Raw genomic sequence first — 18,541 nt, 5'->3', positions numbered from 1 at the left:
CATAGCCCACGACTCGCCTCTTCAACCGTATTTCTTTCAGGGACGCAGCGCCGTCGTCGATCGATCACGCTGGGTGAGGTCGCGATGCGTTGTTGGTGCCCGCCAACCGTCCTGGGAAAGCAGAGTGCGAATGGCTTCCCCCTGCAGCTCGCCGTGTTCGATGACGAGCAGACCGCCGGGGCGAAGCAACCGTAACGCCCTGCTGCTCAGCACGCGCACGATATCGAGGCCATCCGGCCCGCCGTAAAGCGCCATGTCCGGGTCGAAGAGTCGTACTTCCGGGTCCCTGGGGATGGCGTCATCCGGAACGTACGGCGGGTTCGAAATCACCACAGCCGCGGTGCCGTCTATCTCCTCAAGAGCGTCGGCCAGGTCTGCGTGCACCAGCGTGAGGTTCGCAGCGTCGACAGTGTTGCGCGCCGCCCAGGCGTAGGCGTCTGTCGAAAGTTCGACGGCGTAAATGCGCGAATGCGGTACCTCAGTGGCCATGGCCAGCGCGATCGCCCCGCTGCCCGTGCAGAGGTCAACACCGATCGGTTCGGGATCTGGATCATTCAACAGCGCGTCGATCGCGAACTGTGCGACCGTCTCGGTCTCAGGCCGCGGTACGAAGACACCAGGGCCAACGGCAAGCTCGAGGTGGCGGAACGGTGCGACACCGGTCAGATGCTGAAGGGGTTCGCGGGCCTCGCGCCGGGTGATGAGGGCGTCAAGTGCCGCAGCATCCTGCTCACCCATCGTGTCGCCGCGCACGATCGCCGCCTGCACCTCGCCACGGCGCGCACCCTGAACGTGTCCGGCGAGGAGTTCGGCGTCAACGAGCGGGTCTGGCACTCCGGCGGCGGCGAGACGCTCGGCGGCGGAGCGGACAACAGCTGCGAGGGTCAGTTCAGGCACTCCCCCAGCGTACGTCGTGGGCTCACACCACCCGCCCCATTCCCCGTCACAATGACCCGACAATGCATCGACTCGAATAGGCTTGCCGTTGCACCGTTCCGCGAACGAAAGGCCAACTATGTCTGGCATCCATTCCGACATCACCACCGCTTTCGGCAACACGCCGCTGGTTCGACTGAACCGCGTCACCGAAGGGGTCGGGGCCACCGTTCTGGCGAAGCTTGAGTACTACAACCCGGCGTCGAGCGTGAAAGACCGTATCGGCATCGCGATGGTAAATGCCGCTGAGGCATCCGGCGAGCTCAAGCCAGGCGGCACGATCGTTGAGTCCACCAGCGGCAACACGGGCATCGCACTCGCGATGGTGGGCGCTGCGCGCGGCTACAAGGTCATCCTGACCATGCCGGCGTCGATGTCGAAAGAGCGTCGCGTGCTGCTCAAGGCCTTCGGTGCAGAGATCGTCCTCACCGACCCGACCACCGGCATGAGCGGTGCGATCGAGGAGACGAAGAAGATCGTCGCCGCGACCCCCGGCGCCGTGTGGATCCGTCAGTTCGAGAACCCCGCCAACCCGCAGATTCACCGTGAGACCACCGCGCAGGAGATTCTGCGCGACACCGACGGCAACGTCGACATTCTTGTCGCGGGCATCGGCACCGGCGGCACTGTCACCGGCACCGGCCAGGCGCTGAAGGCCGCGAAGCCCGGCGTGCAGGTCATCGCCGTCGAGCCGAAGGACTCCCCCGTCCTCACCGAAGGCCACCCCGGGCCGCACAAGATTCAGGGAATCGGTCCGAACTTCGTCCCGGCCGTTCTCGACCGCGACGTGCTCGATGAGGTCATCGCCGTCGAGTTCGATGAGTCGCTACGCCTCGCCCGCGAACTCGCCGCCAAAGAGGGCCTGCTGGTGGGAATGTCGTCCGGCGCGGCGCTTTCGGCGGCGCTGCAGGTCGCTGCTCGTCCAGAGAACGCCGGAAAGACAATTGTTGTGATCATGCCGGACACCGGTGAGCGCTACATCTCCACCGCGCTGTTCGAGGACCTGCGCGAAGGCTGATCCGTACATGGGAATGATCGCGCAAATTCGCGAGGACATCGTCGCCGCGCGTCTTCGCGACCCCGCCGCACACAGCGGCCTCGAGGTCGCAGTGCTTTACCCCGGGTTGCACGCCGTCTGGGGGCACCGCGTCTGGCACGCCCTCTGGGTGCGTGACCTGCGCTTCCTGGCCCGCGCCGGATCGCAGATCACGCGCCTGTTGACCGGCATCGAGATTCACCCCGGTGCGACAATCGGGCGCCGCTTCTTCATCGATCACGGCATGGGCGTCGTGATCGGCGAGACCGCAGAGCTCGGCGACGACGTCATGCTTTATCACGGTGTCACCCTTGGTGGGCGTACGCGCGACTCCGGCAAACGGCATCCCACGCTGGGCGACGGCGTCGCGGTCGGCGCGGGTGCCAAGATCCTGGGTCCCGTGACTGTGGGTGCTGGATCCGTCATCGGTGCGAACGCGGTGGTAACCAAGGATGCCCCGGCAGACAGCATCCTCGTCGGTGTTCCCGCAAAGGCACGCACGCGAACAGGCAAGGAAGACGTTCGCGGCATCCTCACCGCGCCAGAGTATTCGATCTGACGTCGTATTCGATCTGACGTCGTATTCGATCTGACGTCGTATTCGATCTGAGCGCTCAAGCCTTCCGACGCTCTTTGACCTCACGCTTGAGGAAGATCATCGGGAGCAGAATCGTGCCGAGTGCCGTGACGATCCAGACGATCACCGCGCCGAGAATCCAGCCGGCCAGATCGGTGATGCGCAGGCCACCGATCGGGAGCAACACGACGACGATCAGCGCGACAAGCGTCGAGAAGATGCCAATGCCGCCCATCAGGACGGGCGCATAGCGATCTGCGAGCTTCGCTATCCACGGGCTGAGGATGCTCTGCAGAATCGCGAAGATCGCGATGCAGATCACGAATCCCCACCACTTGTCCCACTGGATCTGGAAGCCCTCGAGCACGAGATCGGCCACGATCAGCCCGATTGCCGCGGAGGCGAGGTACACGACGGTCCGAAACAGGAGGGTGATCACGCCCTGAGCATAGCGCGTGCGCTCCTCCGCGACAGGCGCGCCTCAGGAATCTGAGCCGACGGCGGCGAGGCGAGCCTCTTCGTCGGCGGAGATGCAGCTCTCGACAACGGGCTCGAGTGCGCCGTCCATCACCTGGTCGAGGTTGTACGCCTTGTACCCGGTGCGGTGATCGGCGATGCGATTCTCCGGGAAGTTGTAGGTGCGGATGCGCTCGGAGCGGTCCATGCCGCGAATCTGGGATTTGCGAGCGTCAGATGCGATGGCATCTCGCTCCTCCTGCTGCTTTGCGAGCAGGCGGGCACGCAGCACGCGCATTCCGGCCTCACGGTTCTGCAGCTGTGACTTCTCGTTCTGCATCGATACGACAATGCCGGTCGGCAGGTGCGTGATGCGTACGGCGGAGTCAGTGGTGTTCACCGACTGTCCGCCGGGGCCGGACGAGCGGAACACGTCGATCTTGAGGTCGTTCTGGCTGATCGCGACCTCTTCGGGCTCGTCAACCTCTGGAAACACCAGCACACCCGTGGTCGAGGTGTGGATACGCCCCTGCGACTCGGTCGCGGGCACGCGCTGCACGCGGTGCACGCCACCCTCGTACTTCAGGTGCGCCCAGACGCCCTGTGCAGGGTCGGTGGATGACCCCTTGATCGCGATCTGAACGTCCTTGTATCCGCCGAGGTCAGACTCGTTGCGCTCCAGGAGCTCGGTCTTCCAGCCTTTGGATGCCGCGTACTGGATGTACATGCGCAGCAGATCAGCGGCGAACAGCGCACTTTCCGCGCCACCCTCGCCACCCTTGATCTCAAGGATCACGTCACGAGCATCATCCGGGTCACGCGGAATGAGCAGCCGTCGCAGCTTCTCCTGCGCCTGGGCGAGCCCTTCCTCAAGTGCGGGGACTTCCTCGGCGAAGGCTTCGTCTTCTTTGGCGAACTCGCGCGCTGCCGCGAGGTCAGCGGTTGTCGCCACCCACGCATCGTGCGCGGAGACGATCCGATTGAGCTCGGCGTAGCGACGGTTGACGCGCTTGGCGCGCGCAGCATCGGCGTGCACCGCCGGGTCGGAGAGTTCCTCCTGCACCCGGCGATGCTCTTCGATGAGTGCCTGAACGGACTCGAACACGCCTATGCTCCGATCAATGCCAGATCAGCGGATGCTGTTCTCATGGCTGTGGCTGGAGCCACCAGCCACAGGTGCGGGCATCGACTTCTGCATCTGGACGAGGAACTCAACGTTCGAGTTCGTCTCCTTCAGCTTGCCGAGCACAACCTCGAGAGCCTGCTGCGTGTCAAGACCCGCAAGGGCGCGACGCAGCTTCCAGGTGATCTTCACTTCGTCCTGCGAGAGCAGCATCTCTTCGCGACGCGTGCTGGACGCGTTGACGTCCACGGCCGGGAAGATGCGCTTGTCGGCCAGCTGACGCGAAAGGCGCAGTTCGCTGTTGCCAGTGCCCTTGAACTCTTCGAAGATGACCTCGTCCATCCTGGAGCCGGTCTCGACGAGCGCGGTAGCGAGGATCGTGAGCGATCCGCCGTTCTCGATGTTGCGCGCGGCGCCGAAGAAGCGCTTCGGCGGGTACAGCGCCGATGCGTCGACGCCGCCACTGAGTACACGACCGGATGCCGGGGCCGCGATGTTGTACGCGCGACCGAGTCGGGTGATCGAGTCGAGCAGCACGACGACGTCGCGACCGAGCTCGACCAGACGCTTCGCACGCTCGATGGCGAGCTCTGCGACGGTGATGTGGTCTTCGGCGGGGCGGTCGAAGGTCGAGGCGATGACCTCACCCTTCACTGTGCGCTCCATGTCGGTGACTTCTTCGGGACGCTCATCAACGAGGACGACCATGAGGTGCACCTCAGGGTTGTTCTGCGCGATCGCGTTGGCGATCTGCTGCAGGACGATCGTCTTGCCGGCCTTGGGCGGTGCGACGATGAGTCCACGCTGGCCCTTGCCGATTGGGGCGACCAGGTCGATGATGCGCTGGGTCAGCTTCTCAGGTGCGGTCTCGAGGCGCAGACGCTCCTGCGGGTACAGCGGGGTGAGGTTACCGAACTCGACACGGTTCGCGGCATCGTCAACGGACAGGCCGTTGATCGAGTCGACCTTGACGAGTGCGTTGTACTTCTGGCGCCCCTGCTGCTCGCCCTCGCGCGGCTGCTTGATCGCGCCAACGATCGCATCGCCCTTGCGGAGGTTGTACTTCTTCACCTGGCCAAGCGAGACGTAGACGTCGCTCGTGCCCGCAAGGTAGCCGGTGGTGCGAACGAACGCGTAGTTGTCGAGGACATCGAGGATGCCCGCAATCGGGATGAGGACGTCGTCCTCGCCGATCTCGGTCTCGAATTCGTCGGTTGCCACGCCGGTGCGACGCTTGTTGCGCTGACGGCCACGGCCGTTGGCATTGTCGTCATCAGCCGGGCTGTTCTGCTGCTGCTGGGTGTCCTGGCCGCCGGTCTGGGTGCGTCCGCGGTTGCGGCTGCGGTTGCGGTTTCGGTTGCGGTTGGAGCCCTCGTCGCCGTCGTTGCTGTCTGAGCCACCGTTATCGGACTGTGTGTTGCCGTTGTTCGACTGCGTGTTGGCGCTATCGGAGTTCGCGTTGCCGTTGTCAGAGTTCGCGTTGCTGCTGTCGGACTGCGCGTTGCCATTGTCTGACTGTGCATTGCGGTTGTTCGACCGCGGGTTGCGATTGTTCGACCGCGCGTTGCCGTTCGACCCGGCGTTGTCGTTGGAATCGGACTTCGGGGCTTCGGCGGGCTGGTCGGTCTGAGCCGAGTCCGCAGGCTTGTCGTTCGACGTCGTGTCATCGGCTGCTGCAGAGTCGGCAGCGGGCGCAACCTTCTTCGCACGCCCGCGTCCGCGACCAGTGGTCTTAGGTGCAGATTCCCCGGCCGGAGCGGCATCGGCGGGTGCGTTATCGGAAGGTGCACTCTCGGAGGGTGCGCTCTCGGAAGGTGCGCTGGTTGCGGCCGAAGAGTCAGTGGACGCCGCTGCCGGAGCAACATCTGCATCTACCTTCTTCGCGCGGCTGCGGCGAGGTGCCTTCGCCTTCGGTGCGGCTTCTGGAGCCGGCGCGTCGGCGGATGCCGCGGCCGGTGCTGCGGACGCAGCCGGGGCGGCATCGGCTGCCGGAGCTGCCTGCGCTTCGCTGGCGGCCTGCTCTGCCTTTGCAGCGGCGGTTGCGGTGGTCGCACGGCGCGGAGCGCGCTTGCGCGGCGGCGCCTTTACCTCTGCTGCTGCGGCGGTGTTCGTCGGGGCGTCAGCGGATACTGTCGACGCCTGCTGGTCATTCTGGGTCTCGGAGAAATTCTCCACGAGTACTCCCTCATATGTCGTGGGAAATGAGCATGTCTCGCGCACAACGGGTGCTGCGCGCGATCGCACGGGCAAGCACTCGGTGCCCGCCAGCCAAAACCAAGATTGCGGTTCTGGGGGTTACGTGCGGATCTCGCAGATTTGCGATGGGGGCCAGATTCACGAAATTACGTGGAGCCCTCCGCTCGAGTCCTTACTGTACCACCACGCACGTCGACGGCGAGCATGAGGCCCTCCCACGGTGTGTGTGTCGTGGCAGCTGCGAGTTCCACAGCATCCAGACGAGTTCCCGGCCCGTCAGCGAGCACGAGAACGCTGGGGCCTGCTCCTGAGACGACCGCGGCGAAGCCGGCCTGGCGCAACGTCTGAACGAGCTTGTGTGTCTCAGGCATGGCCTCGGCCCGATAGTCCTGGTGCAGGCGATCGGCAGTCGCGTCGAGCAACAGTTCGGGGCTCTGAGTAAGAGCGGCGATAAGCAGCGCAGACCGGGAGACGTTGAAAATCGCATCCTCACGCGACACCTGCGGTGGCTGCAGCGAGCGCGCGAGCGTCGTTGACATCGTGCTCTCCGGTACGAGCACAAGGGGGGCGACGCCGCGGTGCACGAGAAGCTTTTTGTGCTGGGGTCCGCGCTCCCCCGTCCACGCGATCGTGAGGCCGCCGAAGAGCGCCGGCGCCACGTTGTCCGGGTGTCCTTCAAGTTCTGTCGCCAGTCGCAGCAAGTCGGTGTCGGTGAAGTCGACGTCGCCCTCGAGCAGCCCCTTGGCGGCGAGCACTCCCGCTGTCACGGCGGCTCCCGATGAACCCAGACCGCGGCCGTGAGGCACACCGTTGTTCGCGATGATCCGCAGGCCAGGCATCTGGCGACCGACGTCCTTGTAAACATGCTCGATCGAGCGGACAACGAGGTTCGACTCGTCACGTGGAATCTCGGCAGCACCAGATCCCGTGACCTCGATCTCGAGGCGGTCCTCTTCCAACGCGATAACGGTCAGCTCGTCGTAGACGCTGAGTGCGAGTCCGAGGGTGTCGAATCCCGGTCCGAGGTTGGCGCTGGTGGCCGGAACCCGAACAAGGACCGTGCGTTGATCCTCGGCCATCACTCGCCTTCCACACGCAGCACGGAGACCACACGGTCAACGACAGCGGAGGATGCGAGGCGCTCGACGGTATCGCTCAGCGCCTGCTCCGGCGCCCTGTGCGTTCCGATGATGAGGCGTGCGGTGGCGGATCCGTCGGTCTCTGAGCCCGCCGAAGGGCCTTCGACTGTCTGTACGACTGTGGCGACAGAGACGCCGCCGTCGCTGAGAATTCCCGCGATCGACGCGAGGACGCCTGGCTGGTCAGCGACCTCGAGCGTGACCTGGTAGCGCGTGATGACGTGCCCGATCGGCACCGTCGGGAGGTTTGCTCTGGTGGACTCCCCCACACCTACACCACCGGCGATGTGTCGACGTGCGGCAGAAACGACGTCGCCCAGTACCGCGGAAGCGGTCTGCACGCCACCGGCACCCGCGCCGTAGAACATCAGCGATCCGGCAGCTTCAGCCTCGACGAACACCGCGTTGTTCGCGCCGTGCACCGACGCGAGCGGATGCGTCCGCGCAACGAGCGCCGGGTACACCCGCACCGAGATCGACTCGGCGCCGTCAACGGTGAGGCGCTCACACACGGCAAGCAGCTTGATGACGAAGCCAGCGGCGCGGGCCTCGTCGATCATCGCCGGAGTGATCTGCGTGATGCCCTCACGGTAGACGGCGTCCAGCGGGACGGTGGTGTGGAAGGCGAGGGATGCGAGGATCGCCGCTTTCTGCGCGGCGTCATAGCCCTCGACATCGGCGGTCGGATCGGACTCTGCGTAGCCGAGCCGCTGCGCATCGGCGAGCACTTCGGCGAAGTCAGCGCCTTCGGTGTCCATCCGGTCAAGGATGTAGTTCGTGGTGCCGTTGACGATGCCCATGATTCGCACCACTCGGTCGCCGGCGAGGGAATCACGCAGCGGTCGGATGATCGGGATCGCACCCGCTGCGGCGGCCTCGTAGTACACCGAGGCGCCCACCTGGTCGGCGGCTTCGAAGAGCTCGGGACCGTGCGTGGCAAGCAGCGCCTTGTTTGCGGTGACGACGTCGGCGCCGGAATTCAATGCCAAAAGCAGTTGCTCACGGGCGGGCTCGATGCCGCCCATCAGCTCGATGACGATGTCACTGCCGACGATCAAGCTCTCAGCATCCGTGGTGAACAGTTCTGCAGGAAGCTCAACATCACGCTTTGCGTTGACGTCGCGTACCGCGATGCCAGCAAGTTCGAGAGACGCGCCCGCACGGTCGGCCAGCTCATCGCCGTGACGCAGCAGCAGATCAGCGACCTGCGACCCGACAGCTCCGGCGCCGAGCAGCGCCACACGCAGTCGGCGGTACTGAGTCGAGTTGCTCGCCTGGAGATCGGTCATTGTGCTCCTTCATTCGTGCTGATTCCGGCGTCACGCGCCAGCAGATCTTGGATATTCTCGCCGCGTACGATCACGCGCGAACGGCCTTCCGCGACCGCAATGATTGCGGGCCGTGGAACATGGTTGTAGTTGCTCGACAGCGAGGCACAATATGCGCCGGTGGCCGGGACCGCCAGGAGGTCACCCGGCGTGACATCCCCGGGCAGGTACTCGTGGTCGACCACGATGTCGCCAGACTCACAGTGCTTGCCGACGACACGCACCAATGCAGGGCGCCCTTCGCCTGCCCGCGAGGCAAGACGGGCAGAGTACTGCGCGCCGTAGAGCGCGGGACGAGCGTTATCGCTCATACCGCCATCGACACTCACATACAGACGGCTCGCCCCAGAGCCCAGGCGCACATCCTTGGTTGTGCCGACTTCATACAGGGTGACTCCTGCCGTGCCGACAATCGCACGGCCCGGTTCGAAGGCGAGCATCGGGATCGGGATGCCGCGCGCCGCGCAGCCCTCTGCCACTGCGGCGACGATTTCTTCAGCGAGCTGCTCGATGGGCGTCGGATCATCGACGCTCGTGTACGCGATGCCGAATCCGCCGCCGAGGTTCAACAGCGGAATATCGCCGCCAGCACGCAGCTTCTCGTGCAGCTCTAAGAGACGTGATGCGGACTCGCGGAACCCGGCAACGCCGAAGATCTGTGAGCCGATGTGGCAGTGCAGGCCGAGAAAATCCAGTCCTGGCAACTCGCGGATGCGGGCGACGGCGGTTTCCGCATCCGCGAAGGGCATTCCGAATTTCTGGTCTTCGTGGGCGGTCGCGAGGAAGTCGTGGGTTTCGGCGTGCACGCCACTGTTGACCCGAACGAGAACTCGCTGCATGCTTCTGGTGCGCGCGGTCACTGCGGCGATCCGCTCGATCTCGATGGCACTGTCGACGACAATCGTGCCTACCCCGACTTCGACGGCCCGCTCGATCTCGGAGACCGACTTGTTGTTGCCGTGGAAGCCGATACGGGCCGGATCAACGCCTGCGGCGAGCGCGACCTCGAGCTCTCCGCGCGTGCAGACGTCGACGTTCAGCCCCTCTTCGGTCACCCATCGGGCGATCGCTGTGGAGAGGAAGGCCTTGCCGGCGTAGTAGATCCGCGCAGTAGTGCCGTGTGCTTCTGCCGCAGAGGTGAACGAACGGTAGAAGGCACGCGCACGCGCACGCACCTCGTTCTCGTCGAGGACGAGGAGCGGAGTGCCATAGGTGCGGGCCAGCTCGGTCGTTGAGATGCCGCCGAGGAAGAGCGCCCCATCCGTGTCGCGCTTTGCGGATGCGGGCCAGACGCCTGATGCCAACGCGTTGGCATCTTTCGGCTCGACGAGCCATTCCGGGGCGAGCGAGTCTGCAGTGGGAAGCACAGATCACCAATCGTCGGGAGGGGATCCTCGGGGAAGACAACGCCGCGCGAGGTTGCCCCGATTCTATGGCACCGCGAAGTGCCACCCCACATCGGCAAGCCCCTCGCGGATGAAGATCTCGATTCATTACGGTTGAGGCATGGACAGCACGAATACGGCTCCTTCCGAGCGACGAAGAAGCCCGGTGGCATCGCGGGACTGATGGCGTCCGTGATCGCTTGGGCGTTACGACGGAAGATTGTGCGCGCCGCCCTGCTCTACTCCGAAAGACGCGGTCCGATGCTCGCCGACAGCATCACCTACCGGGCACTGTTCAGTGTGTTCGCGGGACTGTTGCTCGGCTTCTCGATCGCCTCGATCTGGCTCGCTGGGAACGACTCCGCGTGGGACGCGATTATCAAAGCGGTCAACTCGGCTGTTCCTGGTCTGCTCGGTCCCGACGGCGTCGTCAAGGACCCCTCGTCGATCGAGGCCCCGGCGGGGCTGTCTATCGCCGGAATCGTCTCGCTGGTCGCCCTGGTAGGCGCTGCTCTCGGCGCGATCGGTTCGTTGCGCACCGCGGTACGCACCATCGCCGGCGTCGTGCTCGACGACATGTTCTGGCTCTGGGTGATGCTGCGCAACCTGGCGCTCGCGGTCGGTATCGCAGTCTCTTTCATCGCCGCAGCCGCGGTGACCTTCCTCGCACGCATCGGAATCGGATTCATCACGGATCTGTTCGGTCTGCCGTCGGATTCCGTTGGCGCGGTATGGGGCATCCGGATCGCGTCGCTCCTGGTTGTGTTCGCGTTGAACACCGTGTTGATCTTCGGAATCTTCCGACTCCTCTCCGGACAGCGTGCCTCGGCGGGTGCGGTCTGGTCTGGCGCGTTGCTGGGTGGCGTGGGGCTGCTCGTGTTGCAGGAGCTCTCGAGCCTCTTCGTGGGTGGCGCGACATCGAATCCGCTCCTGGCGTCGTTCGCCTCGCTGCTGGCGCTTCTGATCTGGCTGAACCTCAGTACACAGGTCATCCTCGTCGCGTGCGCCTACATCATCACCGGTGCAGAAGAGGAACAAGACCGAGTACTGGCAACGCAGGGTGCGCGCTCGTTCGCCCAGCGCCGCGTGCAGCGCGCGCGGCAAGATGTGATGGTCGCGACGTCAGCGCTCCGCGCAGCCGAAAGAGCAGAAGCCGCTGAGCGCTCTTAGGGGCAGACTCCGTTGTCTTGCAGCGACTGGTCAGTAACGATCGCACCGTCGACGTCAATGTCAATGATGGCTGCGGATCCCTCGATCGACAGCCCGGTCATGGTGAGGCCTGCCGGTAGCTGATCGGCGATGCAGACCCGCTGCGGTTGGGTGAGCTGCGCCGCAGCGTCGCCGAAGCGATCCGCGATTTGGGCGGCGTTCAGTGTGAGCCCCGCCACCTGAAGTTCGATCGGGGTGAGTACGAGTTCTCCGGCATCCGCACTCGGTGTCACCGTTAGCGACACCGGAATCGGCAGAGCGAGAATGGCAAGACTGCCGGATGCCGTGACATCCGGCGCCGCGAAGGTGATCTCATCGATCGGCAAATCGGATGCCGCAACGAGTGCAGTGAACTGGTTCTGATCGATGCGCACAGTGCCCCGCGCATCCGTGAGGTCCCCACCCTGCAACGGCACCCCGAACGCTGTGACGTCGGCCGCGCCGGTAATGCCGCCGATGGTCACCGACTCAGTCGAAAGATGCAGTTCGTCAAGCTTTCCGCCGATCAGCTGGGGCAGCAGAATGCCGCTCGCTTCAACATCGAGCTGCTGATCTGCCGGAAGCTCCAGCTGCTCGACGACAATCCCGCGGACAATGCCAGGCAGGATGCTGCGTGCCAGGAACTCTGCCGCTACCGCGAGCGCAGCGATCACCACCACGACGATGAGCAGAACCCACGGCCAGCGCGCCCGCCGTGGCTTCTGCTGCGTCATCGCAGTGCGTTCGGTCACGACCGCGTTCTCGGTCATTACATGCGTTCCGGGGCAGAGACACCGAGCAGGTCGAGTCCGTTGCGCAGCACCTGGCCGGCAGCATCGTTGAGCCAGAGGCGCGTGCGGTGCACGGTTTCGATCGGGCCATCACTCAGCGGAATGACACGGCAACTGTCGTACCAGCGGTGATAGAGGCCAGCGAGCTCTTCCAGATAACGCGCGACGCGGTGCGGCTCGCGCACCTGGGCGGCGAACGCCACAATGCGCGGGAACTCCTGCAGAACTCCGAGCAGCGCAGACTCCGACTCGTGCGTGAGCGTCTCGGGAGCGAACTCAGAGCGGTCAACGCCGGAATCGGCGGCGTTGCGTCCGACATTGTGGGTTCGCGCATGGGCGTACTGCACGTAGAACACCGGATTGTCGTTCGTGCGCTTCTGGAGCAGTTCAGGGTCGAGGTCGAGCGGCGAGTCGGCAGGCGAACGCTCCAGCGCGTACCGGAGAGCGTCAGTGCCGATCCATTCGCGCAGATCGTCCATCTCGATGATGTTGCCTGCACGCTTCGAAAGACGCGCGCCGCGGACAGAAACGAGCTGTCCGATAAGCACTTGGATGTTCTTGTCCGGGTCCTCCCCGGCTGCTCCCGCGATCGCCTTCAGTCTGTGCACGTAGCCGTGGTGGTCGGCACCGAGCAGGTAGATCTTGTTTTCGAAGCCGCGATCACCCTTGTTCAGATAGTAGGCGGCGTCAGCGGCAAAGTAGGTGTACTCCCCATTGGAGCGGCGGATGACGCGGTCCTTATCATCGCCGAAATCGGTGGTGCGCACCCAGACTGCGCCATCCAGATCGAAGACATGACCCTGCTCACGCAGGCGATCGACCGCCTGGTCGGTGAGGCTTAAACCGGAAGTGTCCTTCGCGTGCAAGGTGCGCTCGGAAAACCAGACGTCGAACGGCACGTTGAACGCATCGAGTGAGTTCTTGATTTCAGCGAGCTGATATTCGTAGGCAAGGTCTTCAGCGACCTTCAGCTGCTCAGGATCAGGCAAGTCGAGCAGGTCGGTGCGAGCTTCGAGCACGCGCGCAGCGAGGGCCGCAATGTACGCCCCGGGATACCCGCCCTCTGGTGTCGGGTCGCCTTTCGCAGCCGCGACGACAGAACTCGCAAAGCGCTGCATCTGTGCACCGGCATCGTTGATGTAGTACTCACGAATGGCTTCAGCTCCACTCGCAATCAACAGCCGAACGATCGAGTCACCCAGAGCCGCCCAGCGAGTGTGACCGATATGCAGTGGTCCGGTCGGGTTCGCCGACACGAATTCGACGTTCACGCTGACACCCTGCTGCGAGTCGTTCGTGCCGTATGCGGCGCCGGCGTCAACGATCGTCTTGGCCAGGATTCCTGCGGCGGCGGCATCCAAACGGATGTTGATGAAGCCGGGTCCCGCGACCTCTGCGCTGGCGACACCGTCGACATCTGCCAGACCCTCAGCGATCCTCTGTGCCAGTTCGCGCGGGTTCGTGCCGAGCTGCTTCGTGAGGCGCATCGCGAGGTTCGATGCCCAATCGCCATGGTCACGGTTGCGCGGACGCTCCAGAACAATGTCAGAAATGTCAATGTTCAGCGTGTCATCGGGTCGCAGGGATGCCGCGATCGGCGTGACGACGGCGAGAATGGCTGCGGCGAGAGTATCGGGGTTCATATCCCGTCAAGTCTAAGGCGCGAGCCGCTCTGACCCGTGCGTCGAATAGGCGATGTGCAAACGATCGTTTACCCTCATGCCATGGCTCGGGGGACAACGAAGCGCGGTGTGCGCACAACCGCACTGTTCGTCGTGCTCGTGGTCGCCGTGTCTGCTGTCGTGCTGGGCGTCTGGCGTCCGTGGGTTCCGGCGGCCATGGATGCCCCGATCCTGGCCTCTGATGAGATCGTCACGGTGGCTCCGGCGCCGCTCGTGTTGCCCGAGCATCCTCGCGTACTCGTGTTCGGAGATTCGTGGACGTACGGTGCCGCGGCGAGCGAACCGACCCTCGGCTATGCCTACCTACTGGCTGATCTGCTGGACGGTGAGACGATCGTCGACGGCGTCCGTGGCAGCGGGTATCTGAAGCCTGGAATCGACGGGCCCGCGTTCGGAGAACGCATCGCCGCGTTGGATCCGACACTCGAGCCTGATCTCGTCATCATTCAGGGGTCAATCAATGATCGCGCTCAGGGCGCTGAGGGCTACCGCGAAGCCGTAACTGCCGCCTGGGCTGCATTGGCCGGGACTTACCCGGCAGCAAAAATAGTTGTGCTGGGTCCGGCACCTCACCAACTTCCGGTTGACCCTGGCACGGTGCGGATCGATCACGACCTCGCCGCGGTCGCCGGCGCCCGCGGCTGGTGGTACATCTCCCCCGTACAGGATGAGTGGATCACCGAGCAGAACTACCTTGGCGTGATCGACGTCGACCTAGGCAACAAGCATCCGTCGAACGAGGGGCACCGCTATCTGGCGGAGAAGGTGGCGGCCGCGCTGGCCGATATCGAGTCGGCGCCACTCACTCAGGCCGACGGTGCAGAGCCCGACCCCGAGCAATGATATTGTCGATCGGTACGCCTCCGTAGCTCAGTGGATAGAGCGCCGGTTTCCGGTACCGTAGGTCGCTGGTTCGATTCCAGTCGGGGGCACATCTGCGAAAGGCCGCCATTCTTGGCGGCCTTTCGCATTGCTCCGGGTAGCAGCGCCTCGTTATTCGTCGAGGGGAGCGCTTGCCAGCTTGCGCAATACCGTCGTCAAGACATCCATCTCATCGGGAGTGAGCGACGAGAACCACTCCGCGTCTGAATCGTTGATTACCTCGCGTGCGCGGCCGGCTAGGAGGCGTCCCTCTGCCGTCGCGACCACGACGTTGGCTCGACGATCGCGTGGATCAGGCTCACGGCTCACTAGAGCACGCTTCTCGAGCTGATCGACCAACGAGACAATCTGACTCGGATCTAGGCTGAGGAACTCCGCGAGCTCCCGCTGCGAAGGCCTGGCATCAGAGGCTGCGATCTCCAGCACCGAGTAGGCGCGCGTTCTCAGACCGAGCTCTTCGAGCACCTGATGGATTCGGCTGAGCGAAAGCGCGTTCGCCCGCGCCAGCAGGAAGGCGAGGTCAGCCCCGACCGGCGTCGTCCACAGGCGCTCAGAGCCAGCTGCCTGCGCGGTGGAAGAAGGCGTCGCCGTCGTATTCGTCATGCGCACGATCATACAAGGTTACGAGATCGTCTCAATAGTTGACACTTTCAATAATATGAGGTTCTATGACTTCTAGGAACCACAACCAAGGAGTGTCAATGACGACGAGGATCCCCTACGCCGAGCTGACCGACTACGTCGGGAAAGACTTGGGCTACACCGACTGGTTCGAGATCACGCAGGAACGTGTCAATCAGTTCGCAGACGCGGCAGACGATCATCAGTGGATCCACACTGATCCCGTGCGCGCCGCTGAGGGTCCGTTCGGAGCACCGATCGCTCATGGGTTTTTGACGCTCTCGCTGCTGATCCCGCTGCAGACGGCGCTGTTCGATATCGATGGCGTCAGCACCAAAGTCAACTACGGACTCGACAAGGTGCGCTTCGTCACCCCGGTCAAGGTTGGCTCGAAGATCCGACTGACCGCCACCATCGCCGAGCTCATTGAGGTTGCCGGCGGCGTGCAGGCAGTCATCGACATCACGATCGAGCTCGAGGGCGGCACCAAGCCCGCTCTCGTGGCACGGAGCTTGCAGCGCTTCTACGCATAGCCCGACGACATCATCATCCAGTTTCAAAGGAGTCACTGAAATGAAGAAGAACCTACGATTCACCGCGCTCGCGGCCGCAACCGCTGCAGCCGCGCTCATTCTGAGTGGATGCTCTGGCGGCAGCCTTGAAGGCGACGCCAAAACGACCGATGCGCCCGCATCGGGCGATCTGACGCACGTTATCGTCGGCGTTTTACCGATCGCTCCGGCCTCGGCGATGCAGCTCGGCATTGATGAAGGCATCTTCGAGAAGCACGGGCTCGACGTCGAGCTTCAGCTCGGCGACGGCGGCGCGGCATTGCTGCCCGCAGTCTCAAGCGGAACGATGCAATTTGCGGTCGGCAACCCTCTCTCGGTGTTGACAGCCGCCAGCCAGGGACTCGACATGCGAATCATCGCCGGCTACTCACGCAACTACGAGAACCCGAGCGATCCGGAGGACAAGGCACCCTCGGGAATCGTTGTCGCCGCTGACTCCGGCATCAAAACCTGGAAGGACCTGGAGGGAAAGACCGTTGCGATCAACGCTCTAAACACTCAGGGCGACCTCGGCACCAAGGCAATGGTCGAGGCAGATGGCGGTGACCCTTCAAAGGTCAACTTCATCGAGATCGCGTTCCCCGATCAGCTGGCGCAGCTCGAGCAGGGCAACATCGATGCATCCTGGACTCCTGAGCCGTTCCTCAGCAAGTCGCGTGCAACCGAAGGCGTCGAATTCCTCGGTGACCCGCTACGGGCGATCGATAATCTCTACACCATGGTGACGTTCACCTCAGGTGCGTACGCAGACGCGAACCCGGAAGTTGTCGACGCGTTCCGTGCGGCGCTCATTGAAACCGCTGATGCTGCGATGGCTGACAAATCCAAGTTCCGCGCCGCCGTCGTCGAACACACCGGTATGGATGCTGCTGTCGTCGACGGTATCAACCTCGAGTATATCTCGGGAAAGCTTGACCCGAAGGTCATTGAAGAGCTGAGCGCACTCGCACTGAAGTTCAAGTTCTTGCAGCAGGAGCCCGACCTTTCCAAGGTGCTCATGACCAAGTAACACCCGCTGTGGGGCCCCGCACACGCGGGGCCCCACAGCCTCATCCGCCTCACAGGTTTGGTTTCAGAGAGGAAACCCGTGCAAAACCAAGGAATCGGCAGCTGGATCGATCGGAAGAAAGCACGCTGCAGTGACGATGTCGCCATCATCTACCGCGACGAGCGCCTTCACTACGGCGAGCTGGCTGGACGCATCGCCCGGTTGGCGCACGCCCTGCGCGACCGAGGCCTGGAGGCAGGCGACCGCATCGCATACCTCGGAAACAATCACCCCTCGTTTATCGAGGCGTTATTTGCCGCGGCGACTCTTGGCGCGATCTTCGTACCATTGAACTCTCGACTGGCATCGCCAGAGATTGAGTTCGCACTCGAAGACTCCGGCGCGAAGATTCTCATCTTCCATCATGATTTTCTCGATCTCGCGCGCGCAAGCAGCTGGTCATCCCCCGCGCAGACTCGCATCGTCGTGCGCGGCGAAGAAGCGAACGGCGTCGAAGACTTCGACCGCATCATCGCCGAAGCGTCGACAGAGCCCATTGACGTGCCCGTCGAGGTCGACGATGCGGCCATCATTCTCTATACCTCGGGCACAACCGGTCACCCAAAGGGTGCGGTCATCAGCCACGGGAACATCATCTGGAACTCGTTCAACGTTCTCATCGACTATGGCGTCTCCCCCGGCGAGCGTGTTCTTCTGATCTCGCCGCTGTACCACGTCGCAGCATTGACCAACGGGGCTCTTGCCGTGCTGCTGCAGGGCGGCACCGTCGTTCTGCACGAGAAGTTCGACGCCGAGCAGGTGCTGAAAACAATCGAGTCCGAGCGCATCACAATGCTGTCGGGTGTACCCACGACCTACCAGATGATTCACGAACACCCGAATTGGGAGACGACTGACATCAGCTCGCTGCAGCGGCTGACCTGCGGGGGGTCCGCGGTACCCGAGCGGACGATGGAAGCGTACGGCGCACGAGGACTTGGATTCGCGGTCGGATACGGCATGACCGAGACTTCTCCGAGCGCGACAGCTCTGCCCGTCCACCGTACGAAGGAAAAAGTCGGCTCGTCCGGCATCCGGCTTTTCTTCACGGACGTCAAGATCGTGGATAAGCAAGGAAACGATGTCGCACCCGGAGTCGTCGGCGAAATCTTGGTCAAGGGCCCGAACGTCATCAAGGAGTACTGGCGCAGGCCCGACGCCACCCGCGACGCCTTCACGGACGGGTGGTTTCGTTCAGGCGACCTCGGCCACCTCGACGACGAGGGCTACATCTATATCTCTGACCGCCTCAAAGACATGATCATTTCGGGTGGGGAGAACATCTACTCGGCAGAGGTCGAGGCGATCATAATGGAGCTCACTGACATCGCCGCGGTCGCGCTCATCGGCGTTCCCGACCAGAAGTGGGGAGAAGTGCCGCACGCGTATGTGCAACTCAAACCCGACAGTGCGTTGACCACCGACGACATCGTCGCGCATGTCGCCACTCGACTCGCCCGCTACAAGATTCCGAAGCGCATCGTCTTCGTCGACGACTTTCCGCGCACCGCGAGCGGCAAGATTCGCAAGAACGAACTGCGCACCCGCGCTCTCGCACAATCAGACTGAACGATCGAAAGG

Annotated in this window: 17 protein-coding genes and 1 tRNA gene; 8 read left to right on the top strand and 10 right to left on the bottom strand. The window is 63.6% G+C overall.

Annotated elements, in window-relative coordinates; translation table 11 throughout:
• Positions 1-36: 36 nt before the first annotated feature.
• Entirely contained in the window at positions 37-897 is an 861-nt protein-coding gene (gene prmC / locus DC31_RS14865; RefSeq protein WP_036281486.1) for a peptide chain release factor N(5)-glutamine methyltransferase, read from the bottom strand.
• Between the two features lie 118 nt (positions 898-1,015).
• Here prmC and cysK point away from each other — a divergent pair, with 118 nt between their 5' ends.
• Both cysK and epsC read left to right on the top strand, forming a co-directional pair.
• Entirely contained in the window at positions 1,016-1,954 is a 939-nt protein-coding gene (gene cysK, locus DC31_RS14860) for a cysteine synthase A (RefSeq protein WP_036281484.1), read from the top strand.
• Positions 1,955-1,961: 7 nt separating this feature from the next.
• Positions 1,962-2,531 (top strand): serine O-acetyltransferase EpsC, encoded by a 570-nt coding sequence (gene epsC, locus DC31_RS14855; RefSeq protein ID WP_036281481.1) that lies wholly within the window; start codon positions 1,962-1,964, stop codon positions 2,529-2,531.
• A gap of 55 nt (positions 2,532-2,586) precedes the next feature.
• Here the strand turns inward: epsC and DC31_RS14850 are convergent, their stop codons facing one another.
• From DC31_RS14850 to lysA, 6 genes are all read right to left on the bottom strand, one after another.
• On the bottom strand, positions 2,587-2,988 hold the full coding sequence (locus DC31_RS14850) for a phage holin family protein (protein WP_036281479.1): 402 nt from the start codon (positions 2,986-2,988) through the stop codon (positions 2,587-2,589).
• 42 nt (positions 2,989-3,030) lie between these two features.
• Entirely contained in the window at positions 3,031-4,110 is a 1,080-nt protein-coding gene (prfA, locus tag DC31_RS14845; RefSeq protein WP_036281478.1) for a peptide chain release factor 1, read from the bottom strand.
• A gap of 24 nt (positions 4,111-4,134) precedes the next feature.
• Positions 4,135-6,303 carry a transcription termination factor Rho gene (gene rho, locus DC31_RS14840; protein ID WP_036281475.1) on the bottom strand — a complete coding sequence of 723 codons (2,169 nt, stop codon included), beginning with the start codon at positions 6,301-6,303 and terminating at the stop codon, positions 4,135-4,137.
• 167 nt (positions 6,304-6,470) lie between these two features.
• A complete protein-coding gene (thrB, locus tag DC31_RS14835; protein WP_036281473.1) occupies positions 6,471-7,403 on the bottom strand; it encodes a homoserine kinase in 933 nt (310 codons plus the stop codon).
• Complete coding sequence (locus tag DC31_RS14830; RefSeq protein WP_036281471.1) at positions 7,403-8,752, bottom strand: homoserine dehydrogenase; 1,350 nt, start codon at positions 8,750-8,752, stop codon at positions 7,403-7,405. The genes thrB and DC31_RS14830 overlap by 1 nt, the downstream gene beginning before the upstream one ends.
• Positions 8,749-10,158 carry a diaminopimelate decarboxylase gene (gene lysA / locus DC31_RS14825; RefSeq protein ID WP_036281468.1) on the bottom strand — a complete coding sequence of 470 codons (1,410 nt, stop codon included), beginning with the start codon at positions 10,156-10,158 and terminating at the stop codon, positions 8,749-8,751. The genes DC31_RS14830 and lysA overlap by 4 nt, the downstream gene beginning before the upstream one ends.
• Before the next feature lie 78 nt (positions 10,159-10,236).
• Between lysA and DC31_RS14820 the strand changes: the two genes are divergently transcribed.
• A complete protein-coding gene (locus tag DC31_RS14820) occupies positions 10,237-11,346 on the top strand; it encodes a YihY/virulence factor BrkB family protein (protein WP_235201555.1) in 1,110 nt (369 codons plus the stop codon).
• Here DC31_RS14820 and DC31_RS14815 read toward each other — a convergent pair.
• Together DC31_RS14815 and argS are read right to left on the bottom strand one after the other, a co-directional pair.
• The gene (locus DC31_RS14815) at positions 11,343-12,116 is read right to left on the bottom strand and encodes an LmeA family phospholipid-binding protein (RefSeq protein WP_160173255.1); all 774 of its coding nucleotides are present in this window, start codon (positions 12,114-12,116) and stop codon (positions 11,343-11,345) included. The two genes, DC31_RS14820 and DC31_RS14815, sit on opposite strands and share 4 nt — an antisense overlap.
• Positions 12,117-12,133: 17 nt before the next feature.
• The gene (gene argS, locus DC31_RS14810; protein ID WP_036281466.1) at positions 12,134-13,798 is read right to left on the bottom strand and encodes an arginine--tRNA ligase; all 1,665 of its coding nucleotides are present in this window, start codon (positions 13,796-13,798) and stop codon (positions 12,134-12,136) included.
• Between the two features lie 81 nt (positions 13,799-13,879).
• On the opposite strand from argS, the gene DC31_RS14805 reads away from it, so the two are divergent.
• A complete protein-coding gene (locus DC31_RS14805; RefSeq protein WP_081813894.1) occupies positions 13,880-14,680 on the top strand; it encodes an SGNH/GDSL hydrolase family protein in 801 nt (266 codons plus the stop codon).
• 16 nt (positions 14,681-14,696) lie between these two features.
• Positions 14,697-14,769 (top strand) — tRNA-Arg (locus DC31_RS14800).
• Between the two features lie 61 nt (positions 14,770-14,830).
• Here DC31_RS14800 and DC31_RS14795 read toward each other — a convergent pair.
• The gene (locus DC31_RS14795) at positions 14,831-15,322 is read right to left on the bottom strand and encodes a MarR family winged helix-turn-helix transcriptional regulator (protein ID WP_036281563.1); all 492 of its coding nucleotides are present in this window, start codon (positions 15,320-15,322) and stop codon (positions 14,831-14,833) included.
• A 98-nt stretch (positions 15,323-15,420) separates the two neighbouring features.
• Here DC31_RS14795 and DC31_RS14790 point away from each other — a divergent pair, with 98 nt between their 5' ends.
• From DC31_RS14790 to menE, 3 genes are all read left to right on the top strand, one after another.
• Positions 15,421-15,873, top strand: a complete 453-nt coding sequence (locus tag DC31_RS14790; protein ID WP_051607070.1) for a MaoC family dehydratase — start codon at positions 15,421-15,423, stop codon at positions 15,871-15,873.
• 40 nt (positions 15,874-15,913) lie between these two features.
• The gene (locus DC31_RS14785; RefSeq protein WP_036281464.1) at positions 15,914-16,921 is read left to right on the top strand and encodes an ABC transporter substrate-binding protein; all 1,008 of its coding nucleotides are present in this window, start codon (positions 15,914-15,916) and stop codon (positions 16,919-16,921) included.
• Between the two features lie 78 nt (positions 16,922-16,999).
• Positions 17,000-18,529: an o-succinylbenzoate--CoA ligase gene (gene menE / locus DC31_RS14780; RefSeq protein WP_036281462.1), complete on the top strand. Its 1,530-nt coding sequence runs from the start codon at positions 17,000-17,002 to the stop codon at positions 18,527-18,529.
• Positions 18,530-18,541: the final 12 nt, after the last annotated feature.

Source organism: Microbacterium sp. CH12i (genome assembly GCF_000685355.1).
Taxonomy (GTDB): Bacteria; Actinomycetota; Actinomycetes; order Actinomycetales; family Microbacteriaceae; genus Microbacterium.
This window is presented reverse-complemented; position numbering and strand designations above follow the sequence as displayed.